Annotated in this window: 12 protein-coding genes; 8 read left to right on the plus strand and 4 right to left on the minus strand. The window is 64.9% G+C overall.

The window, feature by feature from the left end; genetic code table 11:
* Positions 1–48 precede the first annotated feature (48 nt).
* The 4 genes from NR187_RS24515 to glyS all read left to right on the plus strand — a co-directional run bounded on the left by NR187_RS24515 (position 49) and on the right by glyS (position 4,645).
* Positions 49–957: a S49 family peptidase gene (locus tag NR187_RS24515; protein ID WP_211386773.1), complete on the plus strand. Its 909-nt coding sequence runs from the start codon at positions 49–51 to the stop codon at positions 955–957.
* A gap of 118 nt (positions 958–1,075) precedes the next feature.
* A complete protein-coding gene (locus NR187_RS24520; RefSeq protein WP_211386831.1) occupies positions 1,076–1,267 on the plus strand; it encodes a hypothetical protein in 192 nt (63 codons plus the stop codon).
* Between the two features lie 232 nt (positions 1,268–1,499).
* Positions 1,500–2,435, plus strand: coding sequence for a glycine--tRNA ligase subunit alpha (locus NR187_RS24525; RefSeq protein ID WP_256807942.1), 936 nt, complete (start codon positions 1,500–1,502; stop codon positions 2,433–2,435).
* The gene (glyS, locus tag NR187_RS24530; RefSeq protein WP_211386771.1) at positions 2,435–4,645 is read left to right on the plus strand and encodes a glycine--tRNA ligase subunit beta; all 2,211 of its coding nucleotides are present in this window, start codon (positions 2,435–2,437) and stop codon (positions 4,643–4,645) included. The genes NR187_RS24525 and glyS overlap by 1 nt, the downstream gene beginning before the upstream one ends.
* A gap of 238 nt (positions 4,646–4,883) precedes the next feature.
* On the opposite strand, the gene NR187_RS24535 is transcribed toward glyS, so the two are convergent.
* The gene (locus NR187_RS24535) at positions 4,884–5,237 is read right to left on the minus strand and encodes a DUF1236 domain-containing protein (protein WP_211386770.1); all 354 of its coding nucleotides are present in this window, start codon (positions 5,235–5,237) and stop codon (positions 4,884–4,886) included.
* A gap of 224 nt (positions 5,238–5,461) precedes the next feature.
* Here NR187_RS24535 and NR187_RS24540 point away from each other — a divergent pair, with 224 nt between their 5' ends.
* The 3 genes from NR187_RS24540 (at position 5,462) to NR187_RS24550 (ending at position 10,500) form a co-directional block, all read left to right on the plus strand.
* Positions 5,462–5,617 carry a DUF3096 domain-containing protein gene (locus tag NR187_RS24540; RefSeq protein WP_007594951.1) on the plus strand — a complete coding sequence of 52 codons (156 nt, stop codon included), beginning with the start codon at positions 5,462–5,464 and terminating at the stop codon, positions 5,615–5,617.
* Positions 5,618–5,712: 95 nt separating this feature from the next.
* Entirely contained in the window at positions 5,713–8,682 is a 2,970-nt protein-coding gene (ppdK, locus tag NR187_RS24545) for a pyruvate, phosphate dikinase (RefSeq protein WP_211386769.1), read from the plus strand.
* Between the two features lie 363 nt (positions 8,683–9,045).
* Positions 9,046–10,500: a cell wall hydrolase gene (locus tag NR187_RS24550; protein ID WP_211386768.1), complete on the plus strand. Its 1,455-nt coding sequence runs from the start codon at positions 9,046–9,048 to the stop codon at positions 10,498–10,500.
* A gap of 4 nt (positions 10,501–10,504) precedes the next feature.
* Here NR187_RS24550 and nadC read toward each other — a convergent pair whose 3' ends face one another.
* The 3 genes from nadC to nadA are packed head-to-tail and all read right to left on the minus strand — an operon-like array spanning position 10,505 to position 14,117.
* Complete coding sequence (gene nadC, locus NR187_RS24555; RefSeq protein ID WP_211386767.1) at positions 10,505–11,383, minus strand: carboxylating nicotinate-nucleotide diphosphorylase; 879 nt, start codon at positions 11,381–11,383, stop codon at positions 10,505–10,507.
* A gap of 10 nt (positions 11,384–11,393) precedes the next feature.
* Entirely contained in the window at positions 11,394–13,001 is a 1,608-nt protein-coding gene (locus tag NR187_RS24560) for an L-aspartate oxidase (RefSeq protein ID WP_211386766.1), read from the minus strand.
* A 9-nt stretch (positions 13,002–13,010) separates the two neighbouring features.
* On the minus strand, positions 13,011–14,117 hold the full coding sequence (gene nadA, locus NR187_RS24565) for a quinolinate synthase NadA (RefSeq protein WP_211386765.1): 1,107 nt from the start codon (positions 14,115–14,117) through the stop codon (positions 13,011–13,013).
* A gap of 338 nt (positions 14,118–14,455) precedes the next feature.
* Here nadA and NR187_RS24570 point away from each other — a divergent pair, with 338 nt between their 5' ends.
* Positions 14,456–15,709: an MFS transporter gene (locus NR187_RS24570; protein WP_211386764.1), complete on the plus strand. Its 1,254-nt coding sequence runs from the start codon at positions 14,456–14,458 to the stop codon at positions 15,707–15,709.
* Positions 15,710–15,718 lie beyond the last annotated feature (9 nt).

Here is a 15,718-nt window from a genome sequence, read left to right on the forward strand (position 1 = left end):
TTCCAATGACAGTCGCGTGATAAGAAATGGTTAATCAGAGGTAACGGCATGGCCGAACAATTGAACGATCGTGAGAGTTCCGGCCTGGCCGACAAGCTCATGCAATATCTGCCGGCGCGATTCCGGCCGGGCACGGCGGTCGTGCCCGTGGTGCGGCTGTCAGGCGTGATCGGCGCGGTGACGCCGCTGCGTCCGGGCATGTCGCTCGCGGGCGTCGCGCGGGTGCTGGAGCGTGCGTTTTCGTACCGGAATGCTAAGGCAGTGGCGCTGGTGATCAACTCGCCCGGCGGCTCGCCGGTGCAGTCGCGCCAGATCTATTTGCGCATCAAGCAGCTCGCCGCGGAGAAGAAGCTGCCGGTGCTGGTGTTCGTCGAGGACGTCGCGGCGTCCGGCGGCTACATGATCGCCTGCGCCGGCGACGAGATCATTTGCGATCCGTCCTCGATCCTCGGCTCGATCGGGGTGGTCGGCGGCAGCTTTGGTTTCCAGGAAGCGATCAAGCGGCTCGGCATCGAGCGGCGCCTCTACACGGCCGGCTCGCACAAGGCGATGCTCGACCCGTTTCTCCCGGAAAATCCGGACGACGTCGCCAAGCTGAAGGCGATCCAGCGCGAGATCCACCAGATCTTCATTGCGCTGGTGAAGGAGAGCCGCGGCGCACGCCTGAAGGGATCCGACGACACGCTGTTCACGGGCGAATACTGGGCCGGCGAGAGTTCGATCGCGCTGGGGCTTGCCGACAGCATCGGCGATCTCCGCTCAACTCTTCGTGCCCGCTATGGCGAGAAGGTTCTCACCCCTGTGATCGCGCAACCGAGCGGGTTGCTCTCGGGCCTTTTGGGGCGCAAATCGCCCGGCGCGAGCCAGCTTTCGGCCATGGAATCAATGGCCGGTCTTCCGGACGAGCTGATTTCGGCGGTCGAAACGCGGGCGATTTGGGCGAAATTCGGGTTCTAGGCGCGGTCCCTCCCGCGCCATTTGGTCCAAGGGGACTGGATGCCGAGCCAATTGCGGCGCGGCCCGGTCTGCGCAAGAATGGGCGTGGGGGCTGAGCATTGTGAACAAGGAACGACCGATGCCGCCGTTCGTCGCTTTCGCGGGCGTCCTGGGCGGGCTTGCCGTGGTCCGCTGGGCCTACAAGACCGCTGTCCGGATCAACCAGGAACTGGAGGAGATGCGCCTGTCACGCGTCGCCGAGGCCGCCCATATGGGGGACATCCAGACCCTGAAACAGGACCCTGCGACCGGAGCTTACCGGCCGGGTTAGCTGATGCCGCCGCACGCGCGGTGCACTCCCTCTCCCGCTTGCGGGGGAGGGTTGGGGAGGGGTATCTCCGCGGGCGAGACCGCCCCAGAGGACAGAGCCCTCACCCGCCCCTTCGGCGCGACCTCTCCCGCAAGCCGGAGAGGTAAGAAGCAGCCCCTTTGCCTTGATTCCCACCCCCGCCGTCGATACGGTCCCGCGCGATTCAAAACCCCCGCGAGAGCCTGATCTGACGATGGACGCCTCATTGCCCGCCCATATGCGCCCGGAACGTTCGTTCCAGGGCTTCATCCTCGCGCTCCAGAGGTTCTGGGCCGAGCAGGGCTGCGTGATCCTGCAACCCTACGACATGGAGATGGGCGCGGGCACCTTCCATCCGGCGACCACGCTGCGCGCGCTGGGTCCAAAACCCTGGAACGCGGCCTATGTGCAGCCCTCGCGCCGGCCCAAGGACGGCCGCTACGGCGAGAACCCGAACCGGATGCAGCACTACTACCAGTTCCAGGTGATCATGAAGCCGTCGCCGCCGAACCTTCAGGAGCTGTACCTGAAGTCGCTCGCCGCGATCGGCATCGATTCCGCCGTGCACGACATCCGCTTCGTCGAGGACGATTGGGAGAGCCCGACGCTGGGCGCCTGGGGTTTGGGGTGGGAGTGCTGGTGCGACGGCATGGAAGTGAGCCAATTCACCTATTTCCAGCAGGTCGCGGGCTTCGAATGCGCGCCGGTCGCGGGCGAGCTCACCTACGGGCTCGAGCGCCTCGCGATGTATGTGCAGGGCGTCGACCGTGTCTACGACCTCAACTTCAACGGCCGCGACGGCGACGCCAAGGTCACCTATGGCGACGTCTTCCTCCAGGCCGAGCGGGAATATTCGAAGCACAATTTCGAGATCGCCGACACCGCGATGCTGTTCGAGCAGTTCAAGATGGCCGAGACTGCCTGCAGGAAATATCTCGACGCAGGCTGGAAGGACGGCAAGCGCGAGACGCATTTGATGGCGCTGCCGGCCTATGACCAGTGCATCAAGGCGAGCCACGTCTTCAACCTGCTCGACGCCCGCGGCGTGATCTCCGTGACCGAGCGGCAGAGCTACATCTTGCGTGTTCGCGAACTGGCAAAAGCCTGCGGCGAGGCCTGGATCCATACCGAAGCGGGCGGAGCGGCCTGATGCCCGATTTGTTGCTTGAACTGTTCTCGGAAGAAATTCCCGCGCGCATGCAGGCCAAGGCGGCCGACGATCTGCGCCGCCTGGTCACCGACAAGCTCGTCGCCGAAGGCCTCGTCTACGAAGGCGCGAAAGCCTTCGCGACGCCACGCCGTCTCGCGCTCACCGTGCATGGCATCCCCGCACGCCAGCCTGACCTGAAGACCGAACGTCGAGGGCCGAAAATGGGCGCGCCCGACGCGGCCGTGCAGGGCTTTCTGAAGGCGACGGGTTTGACGTCGCTGGATGAGGCCAAGATCCAGCGCGACCCGAAAGGCGACTTCTACATCGCGCTGATCGAGAAGCCCGGCCGCGACGCGATCGACGTGCTCGCGGAAATCCTGCCGGTGATCATCCGCACATTCCCCTGGCCGAAATCGATGCGTTGGGGCGCGCGCTCCGGAAAACCGGGGTCGCTGAGCTGGGTGCGTCCGCTGCACGCGATCACGGCGACGTTCGGGCTCGAGACCGAAGAGCCCGATGTCGTCAAATTCTCGGTGGACGGCATCGAGACCGGCCAGACCACCTACGGCCATCGCTTCATGGCACCGGCTGCGATTTCCGTGCGCCGCTTCGAGGACTACGAAGCGAAGCTGAAGGCTGCAAAAGTCATCCTCGATCCGCAGGCGCGCAAGGATATCATTTTCGCCGATGCCAAGGAGCTGACGTTCGCGCAAGGGTTCGAACTGGTCGAGGATCAGGCGCTGCTGGACGAGGTGTCCGGCCTCGTCGAATGGCCCGTCGTCATGATGGGATCGTTCGAGAAGGAATATCTCGCGATCCCGGAAGAGGTGATCCGCGCCACCATCCGCAACAACCAGAAGTGCTTCGTCGTCAGGGATTCCAAGACGGGCAAGCTGACCAACAAGTTCGTCCTCACCGCCAATATCGAGGCGCCGGACGGCGGCAAGACCATCGTCTCCGGCAACGAACGCGTGATCCGTCCCCGTTTGTCGGATGCGAAGTTCTTCTACGAGACGGATCTGAAGACGAAGCTGGAAGAGCGGCTGCCGAAGTTCGATCAGATCGTGTTTCACGAGAAGCTCGGGACGCAGGCCGCGCGCATCACGCGCATCGAGCGTCTCGCCGCCGAGATCGCGCCGCTGGTCGGCGCCGACGTCGCCAAGGCCACGCGCGCCGCGCATCTGGCGAAGGCGGATTTGCTGACCGAAGTCGTCGGCGAATTCCCCGAGGTGCAGGGCCTGATGGGCAAGTACTACGCGCTGGCGCAGGGCGAGGATGCTTCCGTCGCCGCCGCCTGCGAGGAGCACTACAAGCCGCAGGGGCCCGCGGACCGCGTGCCGACCGATCCGGTCAGCATCGCTGTGGCGCTCGCCGACAAGATCGATACGCTCGTTGGATTCTGGGCGATCGACGAGAAGCCGACGGGCAGCAAGGACCCGTATGCACTGCGGCGCGCGGCGCTCGGCGTGATCAGAATCATTGTCGATAACGATCTGCGGCTCCCGCTTTGGAAGCTGCTGAGCGAACATGCAGTTCAGGTGATGTCCGCGATTTACAAGGACGACACCGATTTGATCGTCGAACTTTCGGATTGGATCGGAAGTGCCGGAAATGCGGAAGTTCCGAGCAATTCGTTTTCCAACCAGGCCGCGGAGTCCGTCTACAAGTTGCTGAAGCCTCGGGTTGAGGATCTGCTCGCCTTCTTCGCCGACCGCCTGAAGGTGCAGCTCCGCGAGCAGGGCGCGCGTCACGATCTCGTCGACGCCGTGTTCGCGCTCGGTGGCCAGGACGATCTGTTGATGATCGTCCGCCGCGTCGAGGCGCTCGGCAAATTCCTCGAGACCGATGACGGCAAGAACCTGCTCGCCGGCATCAAGCGCGCCAGCAATATCCTTGGCATCGAGGAGAAGAAGGACAAGCGCACGTTCGACGGCGCGCCCGACGCCGCGCTCTATGGCCTCGGTGAAGAGAAGGCGCTGGCCAAGACGATCGGCGAGGTGAGGGCTGAAGCGAGCGCCGCCGTCGCCAAAGAGGACTTTGCCGCCGCGATGAGCGCGATGGCAAAGCTGCGTCCGCCGGTCGATGCGTTCTTCGACAAGGTTCGCGTCAACGACGACGATCCGAAGGTGCGTGAGAACCGCCTGATGCTGCTCAACGAGATCCGCAGCGCCACGCGCGCGGTGGCGGACTTCTCGAAGATCCAGGATTGAGGCGCGGCCGCACGGCAAATACTTCCGTCATTCCGGGACACGCCGTGAGCCCGGAATCCATACTCACGATCGCGGTTATGGATTCCGGGCTCGCGCTCCGCGCGCCCCGGAATGACGGGCGCAAAAGAGCCCCGCCCGGCGGGGGGAAGACCGGGCGGAGCCTGATGTCCGACTACGCGATGCGCGCCAGCCTGAAGTGACGCGCCGGACATCGAGTTGAGCGTTGGAGTTGAACTGATTAGTCCATCACTTCGACGATGCGCCGCGAGCGCGGCTCGACCAGCACGGTCTCGCCGTTCACGACCGTGTAGCGATAGGTCGTGGCGCCGAAACGTTGCGGCACGTCATAATAGGTGATGCCGGTCTCGGGTAATGTAGAGCCGACCACCACGCGATCCGGGACACGGAAGGCCGGCACACGTTGTTCGACGACATAGTCTCGGAAGGCCGGCCGCTGTTCGACTGCAATGGTCGGGCCGCTCTCGACCACGACGGGCGCGCGTCCCACCGTGATTCCAGTTTGCGCCTGCGCCGCGATCGGCGCACCAAGCGCGACGCCAAGCACTGTGAGGGCGAGAATCCTGTTCCGCATAGGCAACTCCCTTCGAAGTGATTTCGAGCCGGCGCCAGTGGCGCGACTGGTTGCCAATGCTTGCGACTTTGCAATGTTCCGGGAAAAGCCCTGCCGTATCAGCGGCAATTTCGGGCAGATTTCGCGAAGGCGGGAACTCGTGCGGCGCTGGTGCGTCTCTACCCGCGGAACCTGGTCCGCTATGATCCGCCCGCGATTCGCCTCACGTCACGGAAAGACAATTCATGCACATCACCGTCGCCCACATCTCGCCGATCCTGTCGCTGCTTGCGGGCGTGCTCATCCTGATCATGCCGCGCCTGCTCAACCTGATCGTCGCGATCTTTCTCATCATAAATGGTGCGATCGGGCTCGGATTGTTGAAGTGGCTCCATCTCTAGGCCTCATTTTGCGGAACTCTTCGACTTGCGCGCGCCTGCCCAAAGTGGTGTAAGGCGCGCGATTTCCCATTCCTCTCGCAGGTTGTGTGCAAGCTATGGCCAAAGCCGCCTCGAAGCCTAAGAAAATACCAGCGAAATCAAAGCCCTCCGCCAAGGCGAAAGCTGCGCCGGCGGCCCGCAAGGCGCTTGCCAAGAGCGCCCCGAAGCTGGTCGCCAAGGCCGCTGCGAAGCCCGTGGCCAAGCCGGCTGCGAAGCGCGCCGCGAAGGCTGCGACCAAGCCGGTTGCCGCCAAGGTCGCTGTGAAGCCGGCCCCGGCCAAGGCTGCAACTGCCAAGGTTGCACCTGCCAAGGCTGCATCTGCCAAGCCAGCGCCGAGCGCTCCCAAGGCCGGCAAATGGGTGTTCACATTCGGCGACGGCAAGGCCGAAGGCCGTACCGAGATGCGCGACCTGCTCGGCGGCAAGGGCGCCAACCTCGCCGAGATGGCCAATCTCGGCCTTCCCGTGCCTCCCGGCTTTACCATCCCGACCTCGGTCTGCACGTATTTCTACGCGCACGACAAATCCTATCCGAAGGAGTTGCAGTCGCAGGTTGAGAAGGCGCTGGATCATGTCGGCAAGTTGACCGGCAAGATCTTCGGCGACACCAAAAACCCGCTGCTCGTCTCCGTGCGCTCCGGCGCGCGCGCCTCGATGCCGGGCATGATGGACACCGTGCTCAATCTCGGCCTCAATGACGAGACCGTGGAAGCGCTGTCGGAACTGTCGGGTGATCGTCGTTTCGCCTATGACAGCTATCGCCGCTTCATCACCATGTATTCGGACGTGGTGCTCGGCTTCGAGCATCATCACTTCGAGGAAATCCTCGACACCTTCAAGGACAGTCAGGGCTATACGCTCGACACCGATCTGTCGGCCGAGGACTGGGTCGATCTGGTCGGCAAGTACAAGGACGCGGTCGCCCGCGAGACCGGCAAGGACTTCCCGCAGGATCCGCACGACCAGCTCTGGGGCGCGATCGGCGCGGTGTTTTCTTCCTGGATGAACGCGCGCGCGGTGACCTACCGCAAGCTGCACGATATTCCGGAATCCTGGGGCACCGCCGTCAACGTGCAGGCTATGGTGTTCGGCAACATGGGCGAGACCTCGGCGACCGGCGTTGCCTTCACCCGCAACCCCTCGACCGGCGAGAGCAAGCTCTACGGCGAATTCCTGATCAACGCGCAAGGCGAGGACGTGGTGGCGGGTATCCGCACGCCGCAGGACATCACTGAGGAAGCGCGCAAGGAATCGGGCTCCGACAAGGCGTCGATGGAAGCGGCGATGCCGGAGGCCTTCAACGAGCTGACGCGGATCTACACGCTGCTCGAGAAGCACTATCGCGACATGCAGGACATGGAGTTCACGGTCGAGCAGGGCAAGCTGTGGATGCTCCAGACCCGCGGCGGCAAGCGCACCGCGAAAGCCGCATTGCGCATCGCGGTCGAGCTCGCCAATGAAGGCCTGATCACCAAGAAGGAAGCGGTGACGCGGATCGACCCCGCTTCGCTCGACCAGCTCCTGCATCCGGCTATCGATCCCGGCGCCAAGCGCGACGTGATCGCGACCGGCCTGCCGGCTTCGCCCGGTGCAGCCTCCGGCGAGATCGTGTTCTCCTCGGATGAAGCGGCCAAGCTTCAGGCCGATGGACGTAAAGTGATTCTCGTCCGCATCGAAACCAGCCCGGAAGACATCCACGGCATGCACGCCGCCGAAGGCATTCTCACCACCCGTGGCGGCATGACCTCGCACGCGGCGGTCGTTGCACGCGGCATGGGCAAGCCCTGCGTCTCCGGCTGCGGCACCATCCGCGTCGACTACGGCCGCGGCACCATGAGCATCGGCTCGCGCACCTTCAAGACCGGCGACGTCATCACAATCGACGGTTCGCTCGGCCAGGTACTCGCCGGCCGCATGCCGATGATCGAGCCGGAGCTCTCCGGCGAATTCGGCACGCTCATGACCTGGGCTGACCAGGTCCGCAAGATCGGAGTTCGCGTCAATGGCGATACGCCGGAGGATGCGCGCACCGCGATCAAGTTCGGCGCGGAAGGCATCGGCCTCTGCCGCACCGAACACATGTTCTTCGAGGAGACGCGCATCCGCACGGTGCGCGAGATGATCCTCTCCGAGGACGAGCAGTCGCGCCGCGCCGCGCTGGCAAAGCTGCTGCCGATGCAGCGCGCGGATTTCGTCGAGCTGTTCGAGATCATGAAGGGCCTGCCCGTCACGATCCGTTTGCTTGATCCGCCGCTGCACGAGTTCCTGCCGCACACCCATGCCGAGGTCGAGGAAGTGGCGCGCGCCATGAACACCGACCCGCGGCGCCTGGCCGACCGCGCCCGCGAGCTGTCGGAGTTCAATCCGATGCTCGGCTTCCGCGGCTGCCGGATCGCGATCGCCTATCCCGAGATTGCCGAGATGCAGGCCCGCGCGATCTTCGAGGCGGCGGTCGAGGCCGAGAAGCGCACCGGCAAGGCCGTCGGCCTCGAGGTGATGGTGCCGCTGATTGCGACCAAGATGGAGCTCGATCTCGTCAAGGCGCGCATCGACGCCACCGCGAAGGCGGTGATGCGCGACACCAACACCAAGATCGCCTATCAGGTCGGCACCATGATCGAGTTGCCGCGCGCCTGTCTGCTTGCTGCCGAGATCGCGGAGAGCGCCGAGTTCTTCTCGTTCGGTACCAACGATCTCACGCAGACCACCTACGGCATCAGCCGCGACGACGCGGCAAGCTTCCTCGGGACCTACGTGTCCAAGGGCATCCTCCCGATCGATCCCTTCGTTGCGCTCGACCAGGAAGGCGTCGGTGAGCTGGTCAAGATCGGCGTCGCGCGCGGCCGAAAGACCCGCCCGAAACTCAAGGTCGGCATCTGCGGCGAGCACGGCGGCGATCCCGCCTCCGTCGCCTTCTGCCACGATATCGGCCTCGACTACGTCTCGTGCTCGCCATACCGCGTGCCGATCGCACGCCTCGCTGCCGCGCAGGCCGCGCTCGGCAAGGCGATCGCGAGCCAGGCGTAAGGCGAAGCGCAGGATCGAGTCGAGAGAGGCGGGGCTTTGGCTCCGCCTCTTTTCATTTTGCGCAACGCTGTCTCCACTTCGCGTCGTTGCAGCACCGGGAACTCGCGCGCGTCCCGTAATGATACGTGCGCGCAAGAGTTCCTTCACCATTCGCGTTGACCAGTTGTTTACCCCGTCGCGTCAGTCCGCATTTACCACGCACGCAATCGCCGCGTGAAAACACCTGCGATTGCTTGAGTGTGCTCCGTGCGCAACGTCGATTAACGCCCCGGCAACCTAAATTAGATACTCACGATAAAGATCGAATTGCACGGATGTACTGCGGCTCGATTTTTCTGGCGTAAGCGTAGCGTGAGCGTGTCGATGTTTTTGTTGCGTAACCATCCGAAGGGCGCGCGGTTCGCGTCCTTCGGCATCGGTCTCTGCATCTTCGCATTGATGCCGAGAGAGACCGGCTATCAGGATATTGCCTCGCTGCTGGCGCGCCAGCCCGGCGTCGCAGAGCGCTGGCAGAAGCAGGTGTTTTCGGCGGCGTCCTCCATCCAGCTCGCCACCTACAGTTTTTCCCGCCCCATCGGCACGTCGGTTCCGCAGAGCGCGATGGTCCGCCTCGCCAGCCTCGACGGCCGCGATGTCACCGGCGCGATCAGCCGCAACCCCGCGCTTCAGGCACCCCCGCGCTACCAGGCCGCCGACTTCCCCAAGGTCGATCGCTCGATGAAGGGTGATCGCCTTGCAATCGTTGCGCCGACGGCGTCTCCCGAAACGGCCGCGCCCACCTCAGCACCGGCGCAGGAAAATCCCGCGACGTCGAATAGCTCGGTGTTCGGCGCCAAGACTGCCGCGTTGCCGCAGGCGATGTCGCCGGAGTCCGCGGCCGCGCTCGACCCCGAGCTCGCGGAGGCGCTGCGCGCACCGCCGCTACCGCAATATGCCAATCCGCCACGAGCCAGCGATGCGGCGCGCGCGTTCGCGGTCCAGCCGCTCGATGCGCTGAAGCAAGCGACCCTTCCGGCCGCACCGCCACGCGATCCTTTCCGGGTGAAGACCTCGAACCTGTTCTTCGGCAGCGCCTCGCTCGGCGGCAATCTCGAAAGCATGGAGACATGGCAGCCGGGCGCCGAGCCGTTGATCGTGATGCCCGACCCCGACATGAAGGTGACGGCGTCACTGTCGCCGCCGACGGAGGACATCGCCAGGGACATCGAGAGCGGCGAGAGCGTCGCGCCGAAGGGCGAGGTCAACGCCGATAACCAACGCGCCAGATCGCCGGCGGAGCGGCTCGCGCTCGACGACAAGTCGCGCGCGAAGTCTGAAAAATGCCTCGCGGAAGCCGTCTATTTCGAGTCCCGCGGCGAGGCCGTGCGCGGCCAGATAGCGGTTGCGCAGGTCGTGATGAACCGCGTGTTCTCCGGCAAATATCCGGATAGCGTGTGCGGCGCGGTCTATCAGAACAAGCATCGCCATCTTGCCTGCCAGTTCACTTTCGCCTGCGACAACAACGCCGACGTGATCCGCGAGCCCGAGATGTGGGAGCGCGCGAAGAAGATTTCGAAGGCTATGCTCGACGGTCAGATCTGGTTGCCCGAGGTCGGCAAGTCCACGCATTACCATGCCTATTGGGTGCGCCCGTCCTGGGTCGCCGAGATGAAGAAGATGTACAAGACCGGCGTCCACACCTTCTATCGGCCGCGCGCCTGGGGCGACGGCAGCGAGGAACCGAGCTGGGGAACGCCGGCGCAGACCGCCGCGCTCTCCGCCGAGCTCGCCCAGGAAGCCAAGAGCTCCGCCGAGATGGGCGTGACCGAGCGGCGGTAGCCGCTCATGCCTCGATATCCAGCGCGCAGTCGAAATTCGGCGCCGAGTGCGTCAGTGCGCCGGATGATGCGTAGTCGACGCCTGTCGCGGCGATTGCCGCGATCGACTCCAGCGTGACGCCGCCGGACGCTTCCAGCTTGAGGCGTCCTTCGTTGAGCCGCACCGCCTCACGCAACGTCGCAAAATCCATGTTGTCGAGCAGCGCGGCGTCCGCAAGGCCGGTGTCGTGCACTTCGCGCAGTTGCGCCAGCGTATCCACCTCGATCTCGATCTTGACGAGGTGTCCGGCATGGGCGCGGGCGCGCTCCAGCACGGGGCGGATGCCGCCGGCGACCGCGATGTGGTTGTCCTTGATCAGGATCGCATCGTCGAGCCCGAAGCGGTGGTTGAAGCCGCCGCCGCAGCGCACCGCGTATTTCTCCAGCGCGCGCAGCCCCGGCGTGGTTTTGCGCGTGCAGCAGATCCGCATCTTCGTGCCTTCGGTGCGCGCGACGTAGTCCGCCGTGAGCGTCGCGACGCCCGACAGCCGGCCGACGAAATTCAGCGCGGTCCGCTCCGCCGTGAGAATGGCGCGTGCGGGACCCGAGATCGTCAATATTTGCTGTCCGCGTGCAGCCCGCGCGGCGTCGCGTACATGCGCGCGCACCTCGATGTCGGGCGAGAGCTTTTGCAGCGTCGCCAGTGCCAGCGGCAATCCGGCGATCACGCCGGACTGGCGCGCGACCAGGATCGCTTGCGCGTTCGTTGCTTCGGGGATCGTCGCCAGCGAGGTGATGTCGCCGGCGCGTCCAAGATCCTCGTCGAGCGCGCGGTGCACGGCCTCGTTGATCGCGAGCGGAGACAGGAAGGCATCGGGATAAAGCAGTGAGGTCGGAGTGATCATGGGGCTTCCTTCAGGCGATCATGGGTTGGGCAACGCGTGGCAGCGGGCGCTCTCTCAGGCTTTCCGCGACCACGCGCACTGCGGCGAGCGTCGTCATTGTTCGCTGGGCCAGCGCGGGAACATCGGCGGGATGGTCGGAGCGGAAATGCGCGCCGCGGCTTTCGCGCCGGTTCCAGGCCGCAGTGGCGACGAGCAAGGCCGCCGACGCCATGTTGCGGACCGCGATGTTCGTTGCGTCTCGTTCGAGAGCCGCAAAGCTGCGAACCGCTTCTCTAAGCCCGTCGCCGTCGCGAATGACGCCGACATGGGCGCTCATCGTCGCCCGCAGCCGCTTCACGGCCGCAGCATCCGGCGCGCTGCCACGCGGCGTCACCAGCGCATCGGGAAGCCGGGCAGGCGGAGGGATCGCGCGACCGGCGATGTCGTCCGCGATGCGCGCGGCATAGACCACGGCCTCCAGCAGCGAATTCGACGCGAGGCGGTTGGCGCCATGCGCGCCGGTGGACGACACCTCGCCGCCGGCCCAGAGCCCGTCGATCGAGCTGCGGCCGCGATCGTCGACCGCAATGCCGCCCATGTGGTAATGCGCGGCCGGCGCGATCGGGATGGCCTGCGTCTCGGGATCGATGCCGACGGCGATGCAACTCGCATGCACCGTTGGAAACCTTTCGGCAAAGCGCGTGCCCAAAGCCTCCCGCGCATCGAGAAAGGCACCGCGTCCGGCTGCGATCTCGGCGAACACGCCGCGGGCCACGATGTCGCGCGGTGCGAGCTCTGCAAGCGGGTGGTGCGCCGCCATGAAGCGTTCGCCGCGACCGTTGATCAGCGTTGCGCCTTCGCCGCGCAGCGCTTCAGTCGCGAGCGGTGCGGGATCGCGCCCGACCATGATGGCGGTGGGATGGAACTGCACGAATTCAGGGTCGGCGATGACAGCGCCGGCGCGTGCGGCGATCGCAAGCCCCGATCCGCTGGCCTCGAGTGGGTTGGTGGTGACGGCATAGAGATGGCCGATGCCCCCGGTGGCCAGCACCACCGTGCGTGCTGCGAGCAGGATCGGCTGTGCGGCGACCTTGCCGGCTTCGCGCAACTGAAGGCCGGCGACGACGCCGTCCTCGGTCAACAGCGCTTCGGCGACCAAGCCTTCGATCAATCGAATTGATGGCGTGCGCCGCACGGCATCGCTCAAGGCCGCAATGATCGCGGCACCGGCGCCATCGCCGCGCACATGCACGATGCGCCGCGCCGAATGTGCGGCTTCGCGCCCGACTGCGAGCTTGCCTTCGAGATCGCGGTCGAACGGCACGCTATAGGCGAGCAGGTCGTGGATCCGTGGGCCGGCCTCGCGCGCGATCCCGAGTGCGACCGCTTCATCGACGAGGCCGCCGCCAACGGCAATCGTGTCCGCGGCGTGCGCTTCCGGCGTGTCGCCTTCGGCCACCGCGGCGGCGATACCTCCTTGTGCCCATGCGGACGACGCGCCTTGTCCGAGCGGCGCGGCGGAGATCAGCGTAACCGGCCGCGGCGCGAGCTTGAGTGCACAGAACAATCCAGCAAGTCCGCCACCGACGATGACGACGTCGTCGGTGCTGCTGGTGAGATTGTGGATGTTGTTTGTCATGGCTCGCTCTCAATTCTTCAGATTGATCATGCGCTCGACCGAACGCCGTGCACGCACTGCAAGCTCGGGATCGATCGTCACTTCGTCGCCAAGCGTCAGCAGGCTCTCCAGGATGTTGGCGAGCGTGATCTGCTTCATGTGCGGGCAGAGATTGCAGGGGCGCAGCATCTCCACGTCAGGCAGCTCGGCCCGCACATTGTCGGCCATCGAGCATTCCGTGATCATCACGAGCCGCCGCGGCCGCTTTTCGCGCACCCAGTTGATCATGTGGGCGGTCGAGCCGGTGAAGTCGGCCTCCGCCAGCACATCCGGCGGGCATTCCGGATGGGCGATGATCTGCACGGTGGGATCGGCCTCGCGATAGGCGCGCAGCTCGGCGCCCGTAAACCGCTCGTGCACCTCGCAGGCGCCCTTCCAGGCGATGATCTTCACGTCGGTTTTCGAGGCCACATAAGTCGCAAGGTACCGATCGGGCAGGAAGATCACGCTTGGCACGCCCAGGCTCTCGACCACCTGCACCGCGTTCGACGAGGTGCAGCAGATGTCGACCTCGGCCTTCACATCCGCCGAGGTATTGACATAGGCGACCACAGGCACGCCGGGAAATCTTTCGCGGAGCAGGCGAACGTCGGCACCCGTGATGCTGGCGGCAAGCGAGCAGCCGGCGCGAGAGTCGGGGATCAGCACCGTCTTGTCCGGATTGAGAAGCTTTGACGTCTCCGCCATGAAGTGAACGCCGCACTGGACGATGATGCCGGCTTTCACCCTGGTGGCTTCGACCGCGAGCTGGAGCGAGTCGCCGCCGATGTCGGCGACGCAGTGGAAGATCTCCGGCGCCTGGTAATTGTGCGCGAGGATTACCGCGCCCCGCGTGCGCTTCAGCTCGTTGATCGCCTTGATGGTCGGCGCCATCAGCGGCCACTCGATCGGCGGGATCACGTGTTTCACGCGGTCATAGAGCGCCGCGGTGGCGCGCTCGACCTCCGGTGTCCATTCCAGCGAGGGCCCAGGCAGTATGGGTCCCGTTCGCGCGGGTGCAGCGCGCGGTGAGCTGACGACCCGGCCCTGCGGCCGGCTGGCGAAATCGTCGGGACCGTAAATTCCAGTGATCGGCATCGAAGCCTCCCGTGCATACCAAATATGCTCAATAAGAGCATATTTGAAGCCTGAGAAATCCGGCCGAGAGGGCCGGGGAATCGTCGAGGTCAATATGCTCAATATGAGTAAATCGAAGATATCACGCAGTGCCGCGGGCCGCTAGATGCCGCCGCACACATTTCCGTCAAGTCGACCCGCGCCTGGCGCGTCAGATGAGGCGGCCAGAAATGCAATGCTCCCGCCTCAGCCCTTCTCGAAATGCAATTGTTTTCGACTTGGGATTTTCATGCAGATGCATTAAACGAGCGGGCTCCCGGCGGCCTTTTGCGAATCCGCCGACGAACATGAGGAACAGCATGTCGACACAAATGGGCGAGCTCGGTTCGGTCTCCCGTTCCTCCAACTGGCGCACGCCGGCTGTCATCATCCTCTGCGGCTGTGCGATCGGCATGCTCGGCTTCGGCCCGCGCTCGGCGCTGGGCTTCTTCGTGCAGCCGATGAGCCGTGAATATGCCTGGGGCCGCGACGTGTTCGGCCTCGCGATCGCCTTTCAGAATTTGCTGTGGGGACTGGGCCAGCCTCTCGCCGGCGCGGTCGCCGACCGCTTCGGCCTGTTCCGCGTGATGTGCGTCGGCGCTCTGCTCTATGCCGGCGGCCTGCTGCTGATGCGCTATTCCTCGACGCCGCTGTCGCTGAACATCGGCGCCGGCGTCATGGTCGGCTTTGGTCTCGCCGGCTGTTCGTTCAACCTGGTGCTGTCGGCGTTCAGCAAACTGTTGCCGCCCGAGAAGCGGGGCCTTGCGCTCGGTGCAGGCACCGCGGCGGGATCGTTCGGCCAGTTCCTGTTCGCGCCGATCGGCGTCGCACTGATCGACAATTTCGGCTGGCAGCAGGCGCTCACCGTGTTCGGCTTCCTGATGCTGCTGATCATCCCGCTGTCGCTGGCGCTCTCGACGCCGCCAGTTGACAGCTCCGCGAGCAAGGCGCCCGCGGACGACCAGACCTTCAAGAAGGCGCTCGCCGAAGCCTTCGGCCATCGCTCCTATGTGCTGCTGGTGCTCGGATTCTTCACCTGCGGCTTCCAGCTCGCCTTCATCACCGTGCATCTGCCGGCCTTCCTGGTCGATCGCGGCATCTCGACGCAAACCGGCGGCTGGGTCATCGCGGCGATCGGCCTGTTCAACATCATGGGATCGCTCAGCGTCGGCTATCTCCAGAACTCGTTGCCCAAGCGCTACATCCTCTCGGCGATCTATTTCACCCGCGCGCTCGCCACGCTCGCCTTCATCTCGTTCCCGATCACGCCGTTCTCGGCGATCGCATTCGGCGCAATTTCCGGTCTGACCTGGCTGTCGACGGTGCCGCCGACTTCGGCGCTTGTGGCACTGATGTTCGGCACGCGCTGGCTTGCAACCCTCTACGGCTTTGCCTTCGTCAGCCATCAGGTCGGCGGCTTCCTCGGCGTCTGGCTCGGCGGCATCGTGTTCGAGCGGTTCGGTTCCTACACGCCGATCTGGTGGCTCTCGATCCTGTTCGGCGTGCTTTCCGCGCTGATCAATCTTCCGATTGTGGAAAAACCGGTCCAGCGAGCGGTTGCGCAGCCGGCCTGATCGGCTAAA

The organism is Bradyrhizobium sp. Bra64 (genome assembly GCF_024519875.1).
Lineage (GTDB): Bacteria > Pseudomonadota > Alphaproteobacteria > Rhizobiales > Xanthobacteraceae > Bradyrhizobium > Bradyrhizobium japonicum_G.